Source organism: Gordonia sp. (in: high G+C Gram-positive bacteria), assembly GCF_047606305.1.
Taxonomy (GTDB): Bacteria; Actinomycetota; Actinomycetes; order Mycobacteriales; family Mycobacteriaceae; genus Gordonia.
Window position 1 is genome coordinate 32,210 of the sequence record NZ_JASGER010000007.1, and the last position, 20,187, is coordinate 52,396.

At 69.0% G+C, this 20,187-nt stretch carries 20 protein-coding genes and 2 tRNA genes; 15 read left to right on the top strand and 7 right to left on the bottom strand.

The annotated features are described in order from the left end of the window. Positions 1-41: 41 nt before the first annotated feature. Positions 42-1,715: an energy-dependent translational throttle protein EttA gene (gene ettA / locus QM634_RS00990; protein WP_415040913.1), complete on the bottom strand. Its 1,674-nt coding sequence runs from the start codon at positions 1,713-1,715 to the stop codon at positions 42-44. 206 nt (positions 1,716-1,921) lie between these two features. On the opposite strand from ettA, the gene QM634_RS00995 reads away from it, so the two are divergent. Both QM634_RS00995 and QM634_RS01000 read left to right on the top strand, forming a co-directional pair. Continuing rightward, positions 1,922-2,698, top strand: coding sequence for an oxygenase MpaB family protein (locus QM634_RS00995; protein ID WP_415040914.1), 777 nt, complete (start codon positions 1,922-1,924; stop codon positions 2,696-2,698). A gap of 48 nt (positions 2,699-2,746) precedes the next feature. Beyond that, entirely contained in the window at positions 2,747-3,442 is a 696-nt protein-coding gene (locus tag QM634_RS01000) for a GAP family protein (RefSeq protein WP_415040915.1), read from the top strand. A 3-nt stretch (positions 3,443-3,445) separates the two neighbouring features. Here the strand turns inward: QM634_RS01000 and QM634_RS01005 are convergent, their stop codons facing one another. The 3 genes from QM634_RS01005 to QM634_RS01015 form a co-directional block, all read right to left on the bottom strand. Then, on the bottom strand, positions 3,446-3,793 hold the full coding sequence (locus QM634_RS01005; RefSeq protein WP_415040916.1) for a YidH family protein: 348 nt from the start codon (positions 3,791-3,793) through the stop codon (positions 3,446-3,448). Positions 3,794-3,824: 31 nt separating this feature from the next. Then, complete coding sequence (locus QM634_RS01010; protein ID WP_415040917.1) at positions 3,825-4,325, bottom strand: single-stranded DNA-binding protein; 501 nt, start codon at positions 4,323-4,325, stop codon at positions 3,825-3,827. A 115-nt stretch (positions 4,326-4,440) separates the two neighbouring features. Next, positions 4,441-6,471: a cytochrome c oxidase assembly protein gene (locus QM634_RS01015; protein ID WP_415040918.1), complete on the bottom strand. Its 2,031-nt coding sequence runs from the start codon at positions 6,469-6,471 to the stop codon at positions 4,441-4,443. A gap of 70 nt (positions 6,472-6,541) precedes the next feature. On the opposite strand from QM634_RS01015, the gene QM634_RS01020 reads away from it, so the two are divergent. Both QM634_RS01020 and QM634_RS01025 read left to right on the top strand, forming a co-directional pair. Further along, positions 6,542-6,615, top strand: a tRNA-Arg gene (locus QM634_RS01020). Between the two features lie 144 nt (positions 6,616-6,759). Beyond that, entirely contained in the window at positions 6,760-7,692 is a 933-nt protein-coding gene (locus tag QM634_RS01025; protein ID WP_415040919.1) for an alpha/beta hydrolase, read from the top strand. A gap of 69 nt (positions 7,693-7,761) precedes the next feature. Here QM634_RS01025 and QM634_RS01030 read toward each other — a convergent pair whose 3' ends face one another. Beyond that, the gene (locus QM634_RS01030) at positions 7,762-8,889 is read right to left on the bottom strand and encodes a uroporphyrinogen-III synthase (RefSeq protein ID WP_415040920.1); all 1,128 of its coding nucleotides are present in this window, start codon (positions 8,887-8,889) and stop codon (positions 7,762-7,764) included. Positions 8,890-9,079: 190 nt separating this feature from the next. Between QM634_RS01030 and QM634_RS01035 the strand changes: the two genes are divergently transcribed. Next, positions 9,080-9,538: a hypothetical protein gene (locus QM634_RS01035; protein ID WP_415040921.1), complete on the top strand. Its 459-nt coding sequence runs from the start codon at positions 9,080-9,082 to the stop codon at positions 9,536-9,538. Here QM634_RS01035 and QM634_RS01040 read toward each other — a convergent pair. Further along, the gene (locus QM634_RS01040) at positions 9,521-10,174 is read right to left on the bottom strand and encodes a TMEM175 family protein (protein ID WP_415040922.1); all 654 of its coding nucleotides are present in this window, start codon (positions 10,172-10,174) and stop codon (positions 9,521-9,523) included. The genes QM634_RS01035 and QM634_RS01040 overlap by 18 nt on opposite strands. 50 nt (positions 10,175-10,224) lie before the next feature. Here QM634_RS01040 and QM634_RS01045 point away from each other — a divergent pair, with 50 nt between their 5' ends. The 7 genes from QM634_RS01045 (at position 10,225) to QM634_RS01075 (ending at position 15,845) form a co-directional block, all read left to right on the top strand. Then, the gene (locus QM634_RS01045) at positions 10,225-10,605 is read left to right on the top strand and encodes a PLD nuclease N-terminal domain-containing protein (RefSeq protein WP_415040923.1); all 381 of its coding nucleotides are present in this window, start codon (positions 10,225-10,227) and stop codon (positions 10,603-10,605) included. 2 nt (positions 10,606-10,607) lie between these two features. Next, complete coding sequence (locus QM634_RS01050; protein WP_415040944.1) at positions 10,608-11,495, top strand: Sir2 family NAD-dependent protein deacetylase; 888 nt, start codon at positions 10,608-10,610, stop codon at positions 11,493-11,495. A 28-nt stretch (positions 11,496-11,523) separates the two neighbouring features. Further along, complete coding sequence (locus QM634_RS01055; protein ID WP_415040924.1) at positions 11,524-12,072, top strand: PadR family transcriptional regulator; 549 nt, start codon at positions 11,524-11,526, stop codon at positions 12,070-12,072. A gap of 39 nt (positions 12,073-12,111) precedes the next feature. Next, on the top strand, positions 12,112-14,211 hold the full coding sequence (locus QM634_RS01060; protein WP_415040925.1) for an FAD-dependent oxidoreductase: 2,100 nt from the start codon (positions 12,112-12,114) through the stop codon (positions 14,209-14,211). Between the two features lie 31 nt (positions 14,212-14,242). Continuing rightward, the gene (gene cmrA, locus QM634_RS01065; RefSeq protein WP_415040926.1) at positions 14,243-15,046 is read left to right on the top strand and encodes a mycolate reductase; all 804 of its coding nucleotides are present in this window, start codon (positions 14,243-14,245) and stop codon (positions 15,044-15,046) included. 10 nt (positions 15,047-15,056) lie between these two features. Further along, complete coding sequence (gene orn / locus QM634_RS01070) at positions 15,057-15,656, top strand: oligoribonuclease (RefSeq protein ID WP_415040927.1); 600 nt, start codon at positions 15,057-15,059, stop codon at positions 15,654-15,656. 116 nt (positions 15,657-15,772) lie between these two features. After that, positions 15,773-15,845 (top strand) — tRNA-His (locus tag QM634_RS01075). Between the two features lie 52 nt (positions 15,846-15,897). On the opposite strand, the gene QM634_RS01080 is transcribed toward QM634_RS01075, so the two are convergent. Continuing rightward, on the bottom strand, positions 15,898-16,443 hold the full coding sequence (locus QM634_RS01080; protein ID WP_415040928.1) for a TetR/AcrR family transcriptional regulator: 546 nt from the start codon (positions 16,441-16,443) through the stop codon (positions 15,898-15,900). 183 nt (positions 16,444-16,626) lie between these two features. Here QM634_RS01080 and QM634_RS01085 point away from each other — a divergent pair, with 183 nt between their 5' ends. The 3 genes from QM634_RS01085 (at position 16,627) to QM634_RS01095 (ending at position 20,171) form a co-directional block, all read left to right on the top strand. Next, entirely contained in the window at positions 16,627-18,330 is a 1,704-nt protein-coding gene (locus QM634_RS01085) for an MFS transporter (RefSeq protein WP_415040929.1), read from the top strand. 10 nt (positions 18,331-18,340) lie between these two features. Beyond that, positions 18,341-19,153, top strand: a complete 813-nt coding sequence (locus QM634_RS01090; RefSeq protein WP_415040930.1) for an SDR family NAD(P)-dependent oxidoreductase — start codon at positions 18,341-18,343, stop codon at positions 19,151-19,153. 82 nt (positions 19,154-19,235) lie between these two features. Continuing rightward, positions 19,236-20,171, top strand: a complete 936-nt coding sequence (locus QM634_RS01095; protein ID WP_415040931.1) for a cation diffusion facilitator family transporter — start codon at positions 19,236-19,238, stop codon at positions 20,169-20,171. Positions 20,172-20,187: the final 16 nt, after the last annotated feature.

Consider the following 20,187-nt stretch of genomic DNA (forward strand, 5'->3'; position numbering starts at 1 on the left):
ATGCTAGAGCAGATCGCGGACCCGGATCCGCGTCGACACGGTCAGTCGCGGGTGAGCTTGCGGTGCGTGACCCGGTGCGGTCGCGCGGCGTCGGCACCGAGCCGCTCGACCTTGTTGGCCTCGTAGGCCTCGAAGTTCCCCTCGAACCAGAACCACTGGCCCTCGTCGACATTGCCCTCCCACGCCAGGATGTGGGTACAGGTCCGGTCGAGGAACCAACGGTCGTGCGAGATGACGACCGCGCAACCGGGGAACTGCTCGAGTGCGTTCTCCAGCGAGGACAGGGTCTCCACGTCGAGGTCGTTGGTCGGCTCGTCGAGCAGGATCAGGTTGCCGCCCTCTTTCAGGGTCAGCGCGAGGTTCAGTCGGTTGCGTTCACCGCCGGAGAGGACCTCGGCCGGCTTCTGCTGATCGGCACCCTTGAACCCGAAGGCGCTCACGTAGGCGCGCGAGGGCATTTCGTTCTGGCCGACCTCGATGTAGTCCAGGCCGTCGGAGACGACCTCCCACACGGTCTTCTTCGGGTCGATGTTGGCGCGGCCCTGGTCGACGTAGGACAGCTTGACGGTCTCGCCGACCTTCACCGTTCCCGAGTCGGGCTCTTCCAGGCCGACGATCGTCTTGAACAGCGTCGTCTTGCCGACGCCGTTGGGGCCGATGACGCCGACGATGCCGTTGCGCGGCAGGCTGAAGCTCAGATCCTTGATCAGCACGCGGCCGTCGAAACCCTTGTCGAGGTGGTCGACCTCGACGACGATGTCGCCCAGACGCGGCGGCGTCGGGATCTGGATCTCTTCGAAGTCGAGCTTGCGCTGCTTCTCGGCCTCGGCCGCCATCTCCTCGTAGCGGGCCAGGCGCGCCTTGTTCTTGGTCTGGCGGGCCTTGGCACCCGAGCGCACCCAGGCGAGCTCTTCCTTCAGCCGCTTCTGCAGCTTCTGGTCCTTCTTGCCCTGGACCTCCAGGCGCTCGGCCTTCTTCTCCAGATAGGTCGAGTAGTTGCCCTCGTACGGGTGCAGCTTGCCGCGGTCGACCTCACAGATCCACTGCGCGACGTGGTCGAGGAAGTAGCGGTCGTGGGTCACGGCCAGCACGGCGCCCGGGTAGTTCGCCAGGTACTGCTCGAGCCACAGCACCGACTCGGCGTCGAGGTGGTTGGTCGGCTCGTCGAGCAGCAGGAGGTCGGGCTTGCTCAACAGCAGCTTGCACAATGCGACCCGGCGACGCTCACCGCCGGACAGGTGGGTGACGGGCGAGTCGCCGGGCGGGCAGCGCAGCGCGTCCATCGCCTGCTCGAGCTGGCTGTCGAGGTCCCACGCGTCGGCCGCGTCGAGGTCCTCCTGCAGCTTGCCCATCTCCTCCATCAGCTCGTCGGAGTAGTCGGTGGCCATGAGCTCGGCGACCTCGTTGTAGCGCTTGAGCTTGGTCATGACATCGCCCATGCCCTCTTCGACGTTCTCCTTGACCGTCTTCTCCTCGTTGAGCGGCGGCTCCTGCAGCAGGATGCCGACGGTCGCGCCCGGGTCGAGGAAGGCCTCGCCGTTCGACGGCTGGTCGAGCCCGGCCATGATCTTGAGGATCGACGACTTGCCGGCGCCGTTCGGGCCGACGACGCCGATCTTGGCGCCCGGGTAGAACGACATCGTGACGTTGTCGAGGATCACCTTGTCGCCGTGCGCCTTGCGCACGTTCTTCATGGTGTAAATGAATTCGGCCACGGCTTGATCGCCTTTCACCTGCGGTTACGGGGGTCTACGACCGGGTTCGCGCGAAAGGGAACCCGCATTGCCGTCAATCGTATCGGCCGAGTCGCCGACTGCCACATCTGCCCGGTTCCTTCCAGCCGGGGGACGTATGTCCCCACCTGGTCACACGCGCCCCACCGTGACTGACAACGACTGTTTCCCGAATTATTCTCGACGGCATGGCCGCGACGACGATCCCCGCATCCGACCGGCGCCGCCGCCTGCCGATGCCGCTGGTCTACCGCCACCTCGGCGACCGTCGATTCGCCTACACGCTCCCGCGCGCCATCGCGCTACAGATTCTGCAGCCGGCGAACGCCGCGAGCCTGGTCCAGCACGTGCACGGCGGGCTGTGGGCGCACAAGAGCCGCGCGGTCGGCCAGATGGTCTACATGGCCTACAGCAACCGCGACCTGACCGCGGTCATCCGCAACGCCCACGCACACGTGAAGGGCATCGACTCACGCGGCGAGCGCTACCACTCCCTCAACCCGGAGCTGTTCTTCTTCCAGCACGCGACCTACGTCGACACCCTATTCACGTCCATCGACGTCTTCCACGGCGGCCTGTCCCGGGACGAGAAGGAGCAGCTCTACGCGCAATGCCGCCTCTGGTACGGCAAGTACGACATCTCCGACCGGGACCAGCCGACGACCTACGACGGGTTCGTCGAGTACTTCGACGACTACCTCGCGACCCACCTCTCGATGACCCCCGACGCCGCCGCGCTGCGCCAAGAGGTGTTGCACCCGCCGACCTGGTATCCGCGGAAGGTGCCGTCGCCGGCCATCCGCGCGCTGTTGCACCCGCGTGCGGCCGAGTTGCTCGACGTTGAGGTCACCGGCGCCGACCGGGCCGCCCTGCGCGCCTTCGCCGCCGCCGCAAATGCGCGAGCGGGACTGCGGCCACACAGGTACCAACTGATCCCGCCGGCCCGACACGATCCCGACGAGTAGTCGCACGAATCCGGTGGGCGGCGCCCTGTTCGTGGCATGCTCTCGAACATGCTCAGCGCCATCGGGACCACGATTCCCCTCGCCATCGCGATCACGTTCAGCCCGTTTCCGATCGTGGCGGTGATTCTGACGCTCCTCTCGCCGCACCCGGAGCGCTCCGGCAGCGCCTTCGCCGTCGGGTGGCTCGTGGGCTTGACCGCGGTGATGACGATCGTGCTCGTCGCCGCGCGGGTCTTCGGCGCCAGCCAGTCCGGCTCTGACGGAGGCACCGACGCCCATCCGCACCACCTGGCCAACGGCATCGTCCACCTGGTGATCGGCGCGGCCCTGCTCGTGTGGGCCTACCTGCAGTGGCGCCAGCGACCGAAGCCCGGCGAGACGCCCGAGGAACCGCGCTGGCTGACCCTGGTGAACGGGATGGGCCCGGCCAAGTGTGCCGGATTGGGCCTGGTGCTGTCGGCGTTGAACCCCAAAGAGGTGGTAGTCACGATCGCGGCGGCTTACACCCTCGCCCGCACCTCACTGAGCAGCGCGGAACTCGTCGTCCCCGCCGCCGTCTTCGTCCTACTCGCGAGTGCCCTGGTCATCGCCCCGCTGGTCGCGTTCAGCCTGCACCCCGATCGCAGCACCAAAGCGCTGGAGTCGGCCAAGCAGCGCCTGATCGCCAACAACGCACTCATCATGACGATCGTGCTCGCGATCTCCGGCGCGATCATCCTCGGCCGCGGGCTCGAACTCGTCTGACCGCTACGGCGAGAACACCACGAAGGCCAACGCCACCGCGACGATCACGAGGGTGATGATCACCGCCTCCCAGGGCCCGGGCATCTCACCACCGTCGGCGAGCACCTTCTGCACCCGGCGCCAGCGCCAGATCCCGGTGAGCGCGGCGAACCCGCCCACCAACACCAGCGCGGCCCCGATGACCAGTCGCGTGTGCGGGTTGCCGAACGGGTCGATGACGTGAAGCACGGCCACCCCGCCGCCGATCAGTCCGAGGGACGTGCGCAGCCACGCCAACATGGTCCGTTCGGCGGCGAGGGTGAAGCGCGCGTCGACCGTTTCTCGCCGACTCTGCAGATCCGAATCGTTCATACGAGAAGTGTGCAACCAAATCCGCGCGGTGTCAGAACACCGGCGCCTCTTCCCGGTCCGCGGTGCCGGCGATCTCGTCGTCGACGTCGGTGACCTCGGCCGCCGGCCGCTCAGCACTGTCCGTCGAGGCCTGGTCCTGCCCCTCCGATTCCGTGTCGGCCGCGGGCACCGGATCGTTCGGGAAGCCGCAGAACTTCACGATGCAGCGGCTCAAATCCAGTCCCACGGCCTTGGCCGTCATCTCCAGCGACGACCGCCGCTCGTCGCCGACCGTGTACTCCGACGTCCGGACGTTGCCGTGCACGATGATCGGGCGTCCCTTCGCCACCGACGCCGCCACCCCGAGGGCGAGCTTGCGCCAGCAGGACACCGAGAGATACAGCGTCTTGTCGTCCTCCCACTCGCCCGTCTCGGAGTTGAGGCGGCGCGAGTTGCTGGCGACGCGGAAGGAGACGACGTCTCCACCCGCGGTCTTGCGGACGATCGGGTCGGTGATGACCTGGCCGACGACGGTCATGGGTGTTTCGAACATGGTTGGCCTCCCCAGCCGAATTGAGTGGTGTCCTCACTCTCGCTCGACGGGCCGATACCGCCGGGCTCGCAGCGACTCCGGCGACGTCGATCTGGGGATGGCGACCGTCTGTGGACTAGTGGCGGCCGCGGTTGATCTCGGCGAGCATCTCGTTGTACTCGCGCAGCTCCGAGTCGTCGTCGCGCTCGGCGTTGCGGTCGTACCGCCGCGCCTCCTTGTCGTCCTCGCGGTTCCACTGGATGACGAGGGCGACCATCACCAGCACCAGGGGGATCTCTCCCGCGGCCCACGCGATTCCACCGCCGACGCGCTGGTCGGCCGCGAGGTCGATGTGCCACGGCAGCATCAGGCTGCGGTAGTAGGACTCGGCGATGATCCCCGAGGTCATCATCAGCGCGACGCCGAAGAAGGCGTGCAGGGGCAACGCGCCCCACACGACGCCGAGTTTGCCCAGCGGTTTGAGCCGGTACGGGGCGTGGTCGATGCCGATGACGGTCCAGTAGAAGAGGAATCCGGACAGCAGGAAGTGGAAGTTCATCAGCAGGTGGGCGCCGTGGTACTTGACGACCGCGTCGAACAGCCCGCCCAGGTACAGCACGTAGAAGCTGCCGACGAACATGACGACGGCCACCGCCGGATGCCCGAGGACGCGGGCGACCGGACTGCTGACCCCGTATTGGACCCACTCGCGCGGTCCCGGCGGATTGTCGCGGCCGGCGACCGGCAGCGCGCGCAGCGCCAGCGTGATCGGCCCGCCGAGGACCAACAGCACCGGGACCAGCATCGACAGGACCATGTGATTGATCATGTGGAGCGAGAACATCGCCGGCGCATAGCGGCCCAATCCGGACGACGTCGCGAACAGCAGCGCCGCGCACCCGAGCACCCAGGCCACCGTGCGGCCGACCGGCCACGAATCGCCGCGGCGGCGCAGACGCCACACCCCCCTCAGGTAGACGACGCACAGGAGGATCGCGGCGGTGCCGAAGATCAGGTCGAAGCGCCAGTCGACGAGGATCGGCGCAAGCGTCGGCGGCCCCTCGAGTCGGTAGCCGAGCGTCTCCTCCATCGGCGAGATGTTCGGCTTGACGACGCCGTCCGGCGGTGGCGTCTGGGCCAGTGCCACCGCGATGCCGTAGGTGATCGCGAAGACCAGGAGCTCGATGAGCCCGAAGCGCACGAACAGTGAGCGCGGCGCGTCGTCGGATCGGTCCGCCTCCGGACCGGTCCCCTCGAGCACGGCCATGGTGCGGCGCCGGTGCCAGGCCCCCAGCGCGCCGAGGACCAGCAGGGCCACGGCCTTGGCCACGATGATCCACCCGTAAGTGGTGGAGAACAGCTCGTCGAAGGAGCTGACCCGTACCGCGGCGTTGAGCACGCCCGACACCCCGACGACGAGGATCAGCCAGAAGGCGACGCGGGAGAACCGTCGCACGGCCAGCACCCGCCACCGTCCGGCCGCGACCGCGTACGTCACGACCGCGAACAGTCCGCCCATCCACAGGACGGCCGCGACGATGTGCAGGATCAGGGCGTTGGCGGCGATGTCGTGGCTGCCGCCGGCGGCCGAGTGCCCGGCCAGTGCCAGGGGCATGAGTGACAGGAGCCCGAAGGCGAGCGCGCCGAAGGTGTATCCCCAGTGCATCCCGAACCGCGCGAGGACCATCGCGACCAGGGCGAACACGGCGGTGACCGTCCAGGTCCGCGCGTCGGCGACCGTCGAGTAGGCGGTGAAGAAGTCCCCCGACGAGATCAGTTCGGCCACCGACTTGCCGACCAGGTTGGAGACCGACAGGGCGATCATCGCCACCGAGCAGACGATCCAGACGGCGTAGAACCGACCGGCCCAGCGCATCGCGCGGTACCCGCCGATGTCGAGGTGTCGGTCGGGCTGCGGCGGCACGAAGAACGCGGCGAACAGGGCCGATCCGATGGCCAGGGCCGCGACGACATAGCCGACGGCGGTGACGAGCGGGACGCCAAAGGTCGTGAGGGCACCCGGGTCGCGCAGCCCGAGCAGGGCGCGCGCGTTGGGCGCCGACGGGGCGAAGACCGCGACCGCCACTCCCCCGGCCACGGCGGCGAGCACGGCGCCCAGCACGCGGACGACCGACGAGCGGTCGTCCATCTCGTCGCGGGCTGTCATGACCCCAGCCTAGTGAGCGGCGAGAACGGTCCCCGCGCTGGATATACTCACACCGGCCCCCGGGCCGCCAGCCTCCGTAGCTCAGTTGGATAGAGCAAGGGCCTTCTAATCCCTAGGTCGCAGGTTCGATTCCTGCCGGGGGCACCGCACGACCCCTCCCGAGGGGGAACGATCCCTCCCCCGCACGAATGCTCACTGGCTGCCCCGCGCGCGGTGCCACAGAGTGGATGTCGAGCCCGAGAACGGGCCCCACCGAGGACATCCACTCGACCGTCTGGAGCAAACACCGTGAGCACCACCATCACCCCCGTCTCGATCCCCGCCGTCGCGTGGGACATCGCCGCGAACGTCTACTTCCCCGCGAACTTCGACGAGCAGCTGCAGTACCCCGTGATCATCACCGCGCACCCCACCGGCAGCGTCAAGGAGCAGACCGCCGGCAACGTGTACGCCACCGCCCTGGCCGACGAGGGCTTCGTCGCGATCGCCTTCGACGCCAGCTTCCAGGGCGAGTCCGGCGGCGAGCCGCGGTTCACCGAGGACCCCGGCTTCCGTGTCGGCGACTTCAGCTTCGTGGTCGACTACCTGGTCGCCCAGCCGTGGGTCGACGAGAACAAGATCGGCGTCCTGGCCGTCTGCGGCGGCGCGGGCTACGCCGTCGCGGCGACGATGATCGATCGTCGGATCAAGGCGGTGACCACCGTTGCCGGTTCCAACGTTGGCCGCCTGATGCGCGAGGGATTCTCGAACTACGACCCGATCGCCATGCTCGAGGCGGTCGCCGCGCAGCGCACCGCGCAGGCGCGCGGCAAGGCCGAGCAGATCAACGACCTGCTCCCGCCGTCGGTGGACTACGCCACCGAGAACGGCCTGACCGACATCGACGTTCTGGAGGCCACCGAGTACTACAAGACCGACCGCGGTCAGCACGAGCGCGGCTGCACGAGCTTCAACTTCGCCCGTCAGGGTGCGCTCGCGACCTGGGACGCCTACGCCCACGCCGAGACGTTTCTGACGCAGCCGCTGCTCATCGTGATCGGCGACAAGCCGGGCGCCTTCGCCTCCTACCGCCTGGGCATGGAGCTGTACGGCCGCGCCGCGTCCAAGGAGAAGGAATTGCTGGTGCTCGAGGGAGTCTCCCACTATGACCTCTACGACCAGCCCGAGGCGACCGGCCAGGCACTCAAGGCCGCCGTGCCCTTCTTCCGCAAGCACCTCTGACCGCGAGCCGGTAGACGCCCGACGACGGAACCCCGTCGTCGGGCGCTCGGCTGTCCGGGCGTCGCGGAGCTAGTCGACCGCCAGGCGGTAGCCCCGCTTCACGACCGTCGCGATGAGTTCGCGGTCACCCAGGGCCGAGCGCAGACGGCCGATGGCCACCTCGACGGCGTGGGCGTCGGCGTCGGCGACCGGCAGTACGTCGAGGAGTTCGGTGCGTGAGACGACCTCCCCCGGGTTCGCCGCCAGCGCACGCATGAGCGCCAATCCCGACGGTGACACATCGCGTAGCCGCCCGTCGACGACGACGGCGGCGGCGCGAACGCCGACGCGGTGGCCGGCCACGGACAGCTCCGGGCGACGCGCGGGCAGATCGTCGCCGATCAGACGCGCGAGCGCCCCCAGCCGCATGCGTTCGGGGGCGATTGACGGAACACCGGCGACGTCGAGCGGTCCCGCGGTGACGGGGCCTACACAGTACGGCAGGACCGGCCCGCGCAGCGCGGCGATCAACCGGTCGTACCTGCCGATCTCCTTCGCCCGCTCGAACATCGCCGCCACCGCCGGTGCGGACGTCAGGGCGAGCGCGTCGACCCGCGCGGCCGCGACTTCGGCGAGCAGCGCGTCGAAGCGGGATTGGTCGACCGGCGATGTCCACCGATAGACCGGGACGCCGATGACCGTGGCGCCGCGTCGACGCAGATCGGCGAGAAAACCCGGGTTCGGGTCCCACGCCTCGGTGGCTCCGTGCAGTTGGACGGCAACGCGTTGGCCGGACAGATCGTCGGGCAGGTGGGCGAGGACCTCGACGGTGGACTCGGACTTGGGCGACCACTCCTCACGAAGTCCTGCCGCACGCAGCGCTCCGGTCGGCTTCGGGCCGCGGGAGATGATCCGGGTCTTGGCCAATTGGGCCATCAGCGCGGGCGCGAGCCCCCACTCGTCGGCCGCCTCGACCCAGCCGCGGAACCCGATCCCGGTGGTGGCGATCAGGATGTCGGGGGCGGTCTCGAGAATGTCGTCGGTGGCGGCGCGCAGGGCGACGTCGTCGGCGAGCGGGATGATCGACATCGCCGGCGCGCTGACCGTGTGCGCACCGCGACGCTGCAGGAGCATCGCGAACTCGTCGGCCCGTCGGGCCGCGGTGATGGCGATGGTGAACCCGACCAGACCGGCGGCAGTCGTCGTCGAGTCGGTCATGACCTCCACTTTCCCGAGCCGGTGTTGCGCCTTGCGACCCCTCTGGATGTCACCAAGGTAACCAAAACCTCACAGGTGCGAGTATCGCGGTGTGAGATCTTCTCGTCACGGCAGGGACTTTGGTCCACGCGATCGGGTCGGCCCTGCGGGCTAGGTTGGACCTACGACGAGACGTAGGAGGGCAAGGAACATGAGCACGTTCGGAGCAGGACAGGCCCTGGCAGCGGTCCTGGTGTGGTTGGGCATGGTGATCGCCATCTCGTTCATCGAGGCGCCGCTCAAGTTCACCGCCCCCGGAGTCACCCTTGCGATCGGCCTGGGCATCGGTCGGAAGGTGTTCCGCGCCCTCAACTCCGTCGAAGCGATCCTGGGCGTCGTCGCCGTCGTGGGCCTGGTGGAGATGGCCCGCTCAACCGTCGACTACCCCGTCGTCATCACCATTGCCGTCGCCGTCGCCATCGTGTGCCTGCTCGCGCAGGTGGTCGGCGTGCGGCCCGCCCTCACCCGACGCTCCAACGAGGTGCTCGCCGGGGACGGCACCACGGCGCAGGACCGGCGCAGCAACGCGCACCTCTTCTACGTCGGCTTCGAGATCGTGAAGGTCGTCGCGCTCATCATCGCCGGGGCCTGCCTACTCGCCCACGGCTGACCTCGCCCGCACGCGCGAGACGAGCCCGGCGATCGGCCCGGGAATCAGCAGGACCAGCAGCGGCAGGCTGCCCAACGACGGCCACAGGAGGGTCAGGACCAGCGCGACGCCGAGCGCGATGAGCGTGCCGAACCCCGCCCACCCGGCCAGGTTGTGCCGCACGACGTCGTCGTCGACGACGAGCTCGGGGTGGCGCAGCCCGGCACGCGCGATGGCGACGAGCGATCCGATCGCCAACGCGAGCACGAGGATGTAGGCCGTGTCGGCCCACTGCAACCGTTCGTTGGAGATCAGCGCGGTGGCCAGGGGCACCAGCACGATCGACAACAGCCACACGAAGTGCAGGTTGAACATCAGCGGGTTGTAGCTGCGGAAGTTCTCCATGATCGAGTGGTGGTTGCGCCACAGCAACCAGATCACCGCGAAGCTGATGATGAAGCCGAGGAGCTCGGCACTGTGGTCGTCCATCGTCTGCAGGAAGGTCTTGTCGGCCTTCAGGGTGCTGGCGGCGTCGGACAGCGGCAGGACCAGCAGCGTCATCGCGAAGGCCACCACCGCGTCGGAGAAGGCGACCAGTCGGCGCAGCCCGTCCTCGGTGCGCCGCGTGTCAGCGCGACGCTTGGCGGTGTTCGGCATGCGAGAAGCGTAGGGTCCCGCACGTCCTCCTGCTTGGTAGATTCGGCGATATGCCGTACATGGGCCTGTTCCTCCTGGCGATCATGGTGCTCACGTTGATCGACGTGATCCGCACCGACGACGCCCTGGTTCGCGGACTGCCGAAGGTCGCGTGGGTGTTTCTCGTCGTCCTCATCCCGTTGGTCGGGGCGATCGCGTGGGTCGCCGTCGGGCGTCCCGCCGTCGACGACGCGCCGCGCCCCGATCCGCAGGGCGGCGCGTTCCCCGAGTACGACCGCCCCGGTCGGCACGTGGCCGCCGACCCCGAGGCGGACCGCAAGTTCCTCGAGCAGGTGCGCGCCCGCGCCGAGGAGCAGCGCCGCAAGGGCCGCGAGCAGCGCGCCGCCCAGGAGCGGGCCGCCCGCGAACAGACCGAGCCCGAGTCGGAGTAGGGATCGTGCGGGCCGCGGCATGGGAACCGGCGGAGGCGACGACGCCCGACGCCGATCCGCAGCGCCGCGCCACCGACCTGGCACGGTTCCTGTCCGGGCGCCACACGCTCGTGCTGACCGGCGCAGGCCTGTCGACGCCGTCGGGCATCCCCGACTACCGCTCCCCCGGCTCGCCGCCGCGCACGCCGATGACCATCCAGATGTTCCTGTCGTCGCCGGAGTTCCGGCGGCACTACTGGGCGCGCAACCATCTGGGGTGGCGGTACATGGACGCGGCGCGGCCGAACCCCGCACATCGGACGATCGCCGAACTCGAGGCGGCCGGCGCCGTGACCGGGGTGATCACCCAGAACGTCGACATGCTGCACCTCAAGGCCGGTTCGAAGCGGGTGCTGGACCTGCACGGGTCCTACGGCCGGGTGATCTGCCTGGACTGCGGCCATCGGCTTTCCCGCTACGCCCTCGACGACGCGCTGGTGGCGGCCAATCCCGGGTTCCGGGATCGGGTGGCCGGCCGCGGTGCGATCGAGGTCGCGCCGGACGCCGACGTGGTCCTGGAGGACACCGCATCCTTCGTCACCGTCGCCTGCCCCGAGTGCGGCGGCATCCTCAAGCCCGACATCGTCTACTTCGGCGAGAGCGTCGCCCGCGACGTCGTCGACCGGGCCTACACGATGGTCGACGACGCCGATGCACTGCTCGTCGCGGGCAGTTCGTTGACGGTCATGTCGGGCCTGCGCTTCGTGCGGCACGCCGCGAAGACGGGCAAGCCGATCGCGATCCTGAACCGCGGCGCAACGCGCGGCGACGGGCTGGCCGAGCTCAAGATCGACCATCGCTGCGAGGAGATCCTGCCGGCCGCCACCACCTCTATGCACACTGTTGCATAGCAACTGAGTGCACTGCTACCGTGTGCGTATGGCGTTGGAGCACGCGATCATGGTTTCCCTGGCCGAGCGGCCGGGCACCGGCTATGAGATCGCGCAGCAGTTCGACCGGTCGATCGGTCACTTCTGGTCGGCGACGCACCAGCAGGTCTACCGCACGCTGAAGAAGCTCCACGTCGACGGACTCGTCGACTTCGAGCCGGTCGTCCAGGACGGCCGGCCGGACAAGAAGGTCTACCAGCTCTCCGACGCCGGACGGGAAGCCCTGGCCAAGTGGGTGTCGACGCCCACGGCCGTCACCCCTCTGCGCAACGAGCTGGGCGTCAAGATCCGCGGCGCCGAGCACGGCGACCTGGCGTCGATCATCCTGGAACTGGAGCAGTACCGCGACAGCAATCGGCAGCTGCTCGAGTTCTACCGCTCCTCGGCCGCCCAGGACTTCCCGAACCCGGACGCGCTCACCGGCCGCAAACTGCACCAATACCTGGTGCTGCGCGGCGGTATCCGCGCGGCCACCAGCGTCGTCGAATGGTGCGACGAGGTCATCGACGGCCTCGCCAACGAATTGTCAGCCCAGTAATCAGCCCCCCCCCCCCCACCCACCGATTAAGGACCCACAGTGACTTCTCCTACCGCTCCGGTCTCCCCCAACCCTCACTACCCGCGCCTGTTCGAGCCGCTGCAGATCAACGGCATGACGATGCCCAACCGCATCGTCATGGGATCCATGCACACCGGACTCGAGGACCGCGCCTGGGACACCGACAAGCTCGCCGCGTACTACGCCGAACGCGCCCGCGGCGGCGTCGGCCTCATCATCACCGGCGGCTTCGCCACCTCGCGCACCGGCCAGCTCGCGCCCTTCGCCGGCAAGCTCACCAACGGCTCCGACGTGCGCCGACACCGCAAGTTCACCGAGGCGGTCCACGACGAGGGCGGTCGGATCGCCATCCAGCTCATCCACGCGGGCCGCTACGGCTACACCCCGTTCAAGGTCGCGGCGGGCTCCGAGCCGTCGCCGATCCACCCGTTCAAGCATCTGAAGATGACCGAGCAGATCATCTGGCACGTCATCCGCTCCTTCGGCCAGTCGGCCAAGCTGGCCCACAAGGCGGGCTACGACGCCCTTGAGCTGATGGGCGGCGAGGGCTACCTGATCAACCAGTTCCTGTGCCCGCACACCAACGACCGCACCGACAAGTGGGGCGGCTCCACCGAGAACCGTCAGCGCTTCCTCGTCGAGATCATCAAGGAGGTTCGCAAGCAGGTCCCCGCCGACTTCCCGGTGATCCTGCGACAGTCGATCGCGGACTTCGTGAAGAACGGCCAGACCTGGGACGAGATCGCGCTGATGGCCCGCCGGGCGCAGGAACTCGGCGTCGACGCCATCAACACCGACATCGGCTGGCACGAGGCCGGCGTCCCGACGATCGTCACCTCAGTGCCCCGCGGGGCCTTCGTGAAGTTCACCGAGCGCCTGCGCGACGAGGTGTCGATCCCGCTGATCGCCTCCAACCGCATCAACACCCCCGAGTTCGCCGAGGAGGTCCTCGAGCGCGGTCGCGTCGACGCGGTGTCGATGGCCCGTCCGATGCTCGCCGACCCCGACCTGCCGAACAAGGCGAAGGACGGTCGCGCCGACGAGATCAACACCTGCATCGGCTGCAACCAGGCCTGCCTGGACCACGCCTTCGTCGGCAAGAAGGTCTCCTGCCTGCTCAACCCGCGCGCCGGACGCGAGACGACGCTGACGCTCGGACAGACCCGTCGCGCCCGCCATGTGGCGGTCATCGGCGGCGGCCCGGCGGGCTTGTCGGCCGCGGTGTCGGCGGCCCAGCGCGGCCACCGCGTCGAGCTGTTCGAGGCCGGTGACTCGATCGGCGGCCAGTTCTCCATCGCCGCCCGCATCCCGGGCAAGGAGGAGTTCAACGAGACCATCCGCTACTTCACCAAGCAGCTGGAGATCAACAACGTCACCGTCCACCTGGGCAAGCGCGTCACCGCCGAGGCCATCCTCGACGGCAGCGCCAGCTCCGCCACCGGCGAGAAGGCGAAGTTCGACGACGTCATCATCGCGACCGGCGTCACCCCGCGCATCCCCGCCATCCCCGGCATCGACCACCCGATGGTGATGTCCTACGCCGACGCGGTGCTCGGACACCGCGAGATCGGCAAGCGCGTCGCGGTCATCGGCGCCGGCGGCATCGGCTTCGACGTCGCCGAGTTCCTCACCGTCGACGAATCCCCCACCCTGAACCTCAAGGAGTGGGAGCAGGAGTGGGGTGTCTCGGAGGACCTCGACGTCCCCGGGTTCATCACCAAGCCGCGCCCGCTGCCCCCGGTCCGCGAGGTGTTCATGGTGCAGCGCAAGCCCGGCCGCCAGGGCAAGACCCTCGGCAAGACCACCGGCTGGGTGCACCGTGCCAGCGTGAAGATGAAGCACGTCGAGCAGATCTCCGGCGCGACCTACGACCTCATCGACGACGAGGGCCTGCACATCACCGTCCACGACAAGGACGGCAACGAGACCGGCAAGCGCGTGCTGGAGGTCGACAACATCGTGGTGTGCGCGGGCCAGGAATCGGTGCGCGACCTGGTGGATCCGCTCACCGTCGCCGGCATCACGACCCACGTGATCGGCGGCGCCGACCTGGCCTCCGAACTGGACGCCAAGCGGGCCATCCGCCAGGGCACCGAGGTCGCCGCGGGCCTGCCCTGATCGGCACCCGCGGCCCGACTACGATTGGGCCATGGGTATTCCACAACCGTCCCCGCAGGCGCGTGCGGTCGTCACCGGCGCGTCGTCGGGCATCGGCATGGCGCTGGCGCGCGAGGTCGCCGCCCGCGGTCACAGCCTGATCGTCGTCGCCCGCCGTGGTGAGATCCTCGAGGAGTTGTCCGCGCAGCTGCGCGAGCAGCACGGCGTGGCGGTCGAGGTGCGAGCGGTCGACCTTTCCGATCCGACGGCGACGACGGTGCTGTGCGCCGAGCTCGCCGGCCGCGAGGTGTCGATCCTGGCCAACAACGCCGGGATCGCGACCTTCGGCCGGCTGGTCGACCTCGACCCCGAGTACGAGCGCGCCCAGGTGCGTCTGAACGTCAACGCCGTGCACGACCTCACGCTGGCGGTGCTGCCGCAGATGGTCGAGCGCGGCGCCGGCGGCATCCTGATGGTCGGTTCGGCCGCCGGCAACATGCCCATCCCCAACAACGCGACCTATGCCGCGAGCAAGGCCTTCGTCAACACGTTCAGCGAGTCGCTGCGCGGCGAGGTCGCCGACCACGGCGTCCACGTGACCCTGCTGGCCCCGGGCCCGGTGCGCGACGAGACGCCGACCGCCGATGCGGCCACCAATGTCGACGCGAATGTGCCCGGCTTCCTCTGGCACAACACCGACAAGGTCGCAAAGATGAGCCTGGACGCGCTGGCGCGCAACAAGATGCGCGTCGTGCCCGGTGTGCTGTCGAAGGCGATGTCGGTGGCCGGCGGATATTCGCCGCGGAAGATCACCGCACCCATCGTCGGCAACTTCTACCGCAAGCTCGGCGACTAGGGTTATCGACGTGCAAGACAAACTCGTGTGGATCGACTGCGAGATGACCGGTCTGAACACCGCCGACGACAAGCTCATCGAGATCGCGGCACTGGTCACCGACGGCGACCTGAACATCCTCGGCGACGGCGTGGACATCGTGATCCACGCCGACGACGAGGCATTGGCGGGCATGCCCGACGTCGTGACCAAGATGCATGCCGACTCCGGGCTGACCGAGGAGGTCCGCGCGTCGACGGTCACTCTCGAAGAGGCCGAGCAGCAGGTCCTGGACTACATCCGCCAGCACGTGAACTCGTCGGGCCAGGTACCGCTGGCGGGCAACTCGATCGCCACCGACCGTGCCTTCATCGCACGGGACATGCCCAAGCTCAACGCGTATCTGCACTACCGGATGGTCGACGTCAGCTCGATCAAGGAGCTGTGTCGACGCTGGTACCCGAAGATCTACTTCGGCCAGCCGCCCAAGGGCCTCACGCATCGGGCGCTCGCCGACATCCGCGAGTCCATCCAGGAGCTGCGCTACTACCGGGCAGCCGCCTTCATCCCCGAGCCGGGCCCCGACACCGACGCGATCACCGCGATCGTCGACGGCCTCGGCCCCGCCTAGCGCCGGTCCACCTGCGCAGACGCGCTTGCGGGAACCGATTGGTTTTCCCCGAGGTTGACCCGCTAGAGTATGACTCTGGTTCTGGCCGACGGCGATCCCGCCGACCAGCACCGATGGTGGCTGTAGTTCAGCTGGTAGAGCACCAGGTTGTGATCCTGGAAGTCGCGGGTTCGAGCCCCGTCAGCCACCCCGAACATCGGCGCCCGATCTGCACGCAGGTCGGGCGCCGATTCTGTTGCCGTCAGGCTGCGAGCGCCCCGGCGACCACGTCGATCACCGCCGCCTCCTCGGCACGGTCGGCTGCCGGCCACAGCAGCAGGTCGAGGACCGACCGGACGGCCACCGACGCCTTGGCGGTATCCCCGGCGGAGTCGCCGAGCAGTTGGCCGGCAATCGCGAGGACCGTCGGCGACCCGACCACCGAGGCCGCCGTCCCGGCCACGTGTCGCGGATCGAGGAACTGCCGGGCGATACCGTCCGAGCGCACCCGCTCCAGCGCCATGCCCATCACCGCGGCGATGCGGTCCTTGCCGTCGAGCCCCTCGGCCGCCGCCGCGACCGTCGCCACCATCTCCGAAGCACGACGACTCAACACCGCTTCGACGATCGCACTCTTCCCACCGACGTGTCGGTAGACCGTCGCACGCGAGCAGTGGGCGCGACGGGCGAGCTCGTTGACGTCCATACCGTCGACGCCGCGGGCGGCCATCAGGTCCGACGCCAGGGTGTAGAGCCGCTCGCGCGCCTGGTCCTCGCGGCTGTCGCCGACGAGCCAATCCTTCGCCATGCCCCCATTCTGCGATGCGAAGGCTCCAAAATCTCACGATGAGATGGATTACCTCTCCGTCTCACCCAGGGCCGCAGGTCGCACGGGTGCGCTGAGACGCCCGGTCCCCGTGCGAGGCCCTGCTCCGATGTCGACTTCCGTCGTTGGCGCGCAGCAGGGCGGTTCATCACCGACGCTGGTCGCATGAACACCGATACCGTGCCCGCGATCGGCATCGAATCGGCCTACGCCGACCACCCGCTGCGGGACGCCCTGCGCAGCCGCGACGCGCGCGCCGTCATCGCCGCGGTGAGGGCGCTGGACTGGAAGGCCATCTGGCTAGTTTTCGTCGTCTGCGTCGCGGTCAGCATGGTCGTCGCCGCGATGGCCGCGCTCAACACCGCGCTTCCCGCCATCGCCAAGGACGACCAGATCAGGCCCAACGTTTCTCAGCTGACGTGGATCATCGACGGCTACACGCTGGTCCTCGCGGCGCTGCTGCTCCCGGCCGGCGCCATCGGCGATCGGCTCGGCCGGCGCGGGGTGATGATCGCGGGTCTCGTCGGCTTCGGCGCCGCCTCGCTGCTCGGCGTCTTCGCCGACTCGGCCGTCGAGTTGATCGCCACCCGGGCCCTGGCCGGCGCGGCTGCGGCGTTCATCATGCCGACCACACTGTCGCTGATCACCTCGAACCTCCCCGAACGCCAGCGGCCGCTGGCCATCAGCGTGTGGTCGGCGATCGCCGCCAGCGGGGCGATCGGCGGGTTCTTCGTCAGCGGGTTCCTGCTCAAGTACTTCCACTGGCACGCGATCCTCACGACCTTCGCCGTCGCCGCCGCGGTCACCGCGGTGCTCTGCCTGAGCGTCGGGACGTCGAAGGACTCCGCCCCCGACCCGTTCGACTGGATCGGTTCGACGACGTCGATCGCCGCCATCTTCGCCCTGGTCTTCGGCCTGCTGGAAGCACCGCAACGCGGGTGGACCGATGCCCTGGTGATCGGATCGCTGATCGCCGGCGTCGTCCTCGCGGTCGCCTTCTGCCTCATCGAGCGTCGGATCCGGCATCCCCTGCTCGACGTCTCGCTCTTCGCGAACCGGGCATTCGGCGCCGGCTCCCTGTCGGTGACGCTGCAGTTCTTCGCCGCTTTCGCCGCCTTCTTCCTGATCATCCAGCAGCTGCAGTTCATCTTCGGCTACACGCCGCTGGCCGCGGCGGTCGCCATGTTCCCGATGCTCATCGCCTCCGGGGTGTTCTCGCTGCTGGGCAACTGGGTGGCCGTGCGCTTCCACTCGCTGCGCTTCGTCGTGGCCGCGGGCGTGTTCCTCGCGGGCCTGGGCATCCTGCTCATCGGCGTGGTCGACTACCACGACTACTGGGTGCTCGCGATCTTCATGGCCATCGCCGCCACCGGCATCGGTCTGGCCGCCGCTCCGTCGACGACGGCCATCATGCAGAACACCCCGCTCGACGATCAGGGCGTCGGGTCCGCCGTCAACGACACCGCGCGCGAACTCGGTGCCGCTATCGGCGTCGCCCTCGCCGGATCCATCCTGGCCGCCGGATACAAGAGCCGTATCGCGGCGACGGCGGACGCTGCCCAGCATGCGCTCGCCAATCCGGCGACGGGCGGCAGCCCGGAGAAGGCCGCGCAGGCGGCCGAGGCGATCCGACGCAACATCGGCGGGGCGACCGACGTCGTCAAGGAACTGGGCAGCCTGCCCGCGCAGGCGCAGCCGATCCGCGACCAGATCCTCACCGGCGCGCAGGAGGCGTTCAACCAGCCGCTGCACACGGCCAGCCTGATCCTCGGGGTGATCCTGATCGTCGGGTCGGTGTTCCTGGTGTGGTTCGCCCCGCGTCGCATGGTCGCGCCGACGGACGATGGCGGGCACTCGGCGGCGCAGTAGTGTTGCGGGCGTGGATCTGAACGGACGACGCGTGCTGGTCACCGGCGCCTCCAGCGGCATCGGCCGCGCCGTCGCCGTCGAGCTCGCCCATCGCGGCGCCCGGGTGGCGGTCGCCGCGCGCAGCACCGACAAACTGCGGGAACTCGCCGACGAGATCGGTGCGAGCGTCCACACCGTCGACCTGTCGGTGCGCGGCGCGGCCGCGGCGCTCGCCGCCGACGTCGGGCCGGTCGACATCCTGGTCAACAACGCCGGCGCCGGACTCGCCGCACCCGTCACGACCGTCGGCGACGACGACGATGCGCGAGCCGCCTTCGAATTGAACTACTGGAGCCCGGTGGCCCTGATGACCGCGCTGCGGCCGCCGATGATCGTCAACGTGACCTCCCTGGCCTACGTCACGCCGTGGCCGCTGTCGGGCGGCTACGCGGCGGCGAAGGCGGCGCTGTCGGTCGCCACGGAGACGGCGCGGATGGAATTGCCCGACACCCACGTGATCGAGGTGATCCCCGGCCCCGTCGACACCCCGGTCCAGGCGGAGGTCCGGTTGATCCCCGGTAGCGCCCGCGTCCTGGACCGGCTCCCGATGGGCAGCGCGGAGAAGCTGGCGAAGCGGATCGCGACGGCGATCGAGCGCGAGCGCACCCGGGTCGTGTTTCCCCGCCTCTACTACCCCGCGTTGGCGCTGCCGACCATCGGTCGTCGCATCCTGCGGTTCCTGGCTCGGGGCGTCACCACCGACGACACCGTCTTCCGCACCGGATCCCACGGCGACCCGGCGTCGCAGGCCGCCCGCGACTCGTGGCGTCCGCGCAAGTCCTGATGCTCGCGCTCCCCGATTGTCGTCGCGCGGCCTCGATCGACGACGCGCGATCACAACGAGGGAGCGGGACTAGGGTTGGCCCATGCTGACTGTTGTCATCGCCTTCACGATGAACGTCCTGGTCGCCGTCGCGAAGACCATCGCGGCCGTCCTCACCGGCTCGGCATCGATGATGGCCGAGGCCGCCCACTCGTGGGCCGACGCGGGCAACGAGGTCTTCCTCCTGCAGGCCGAGCGCCGCGGTGCGCGCGGGCGCGACCGTGCACACCCGTTCGGCTACGGCCGGGAGACGTACGTCTGGTCGATGATCGCCGCCTTCGGCCTGTTCACCGTCGGTGCCGTCGTCTCGATCATGCACGGGATCAACGCGCTCTCGGACAAGGAGGCCGGCTCGGACTACCTCGTGGGCTACATCGTGCTCGCGATCTCCGCGATCCTGGAGGGGATCTCCTTCACCCAGACCATCCGGCAGGCCCGGGAAGGCGGCCGACGTCTGTCGATGCACCCGCTGCGATTCGTCAGCCGCACCTCGGACGCGACGTTGCGGGCCGTCTTCGCCGAGGACGCCGCAGCACTGATCGGCCTCGCGATCGCGGCGGTCGGCATGGCCCTGCACCAGATCACCGGCGATGGGCGGTGGGACGCCATCGGGTCGATCCTCGTCGGCTGTCTGCTCGGCTTCGTCGCGATGTTCCTGATCCGCCGGAACCGCGAGTTCCTCGTCGGGCAGGTCGCGCCGCCCCAGATCCGCGACGAGGTCCTGCGCGCGCTGCTCACGCGGGCCGACATCGACCGGGTCACCTACCTGCACATGGAGTTCGTCGGGCCCGCGCAGTTCTACCTCGTCGCCGCGGTCGACCTCGTCGGCGACCTCGCCGAGCACGACCTGGCGCCCCGGCTGCGGCAGATCGAGTCCGAGATCGAAGAGGACGACACGATCGTCGAGGCGGTGCTCACGCTGTCGACCGTCGACGAGGCCTCCCTCGCCCACGCGGACGAGGGTCCGATCACGCTGTAGCGGTCGCCGGGAACGA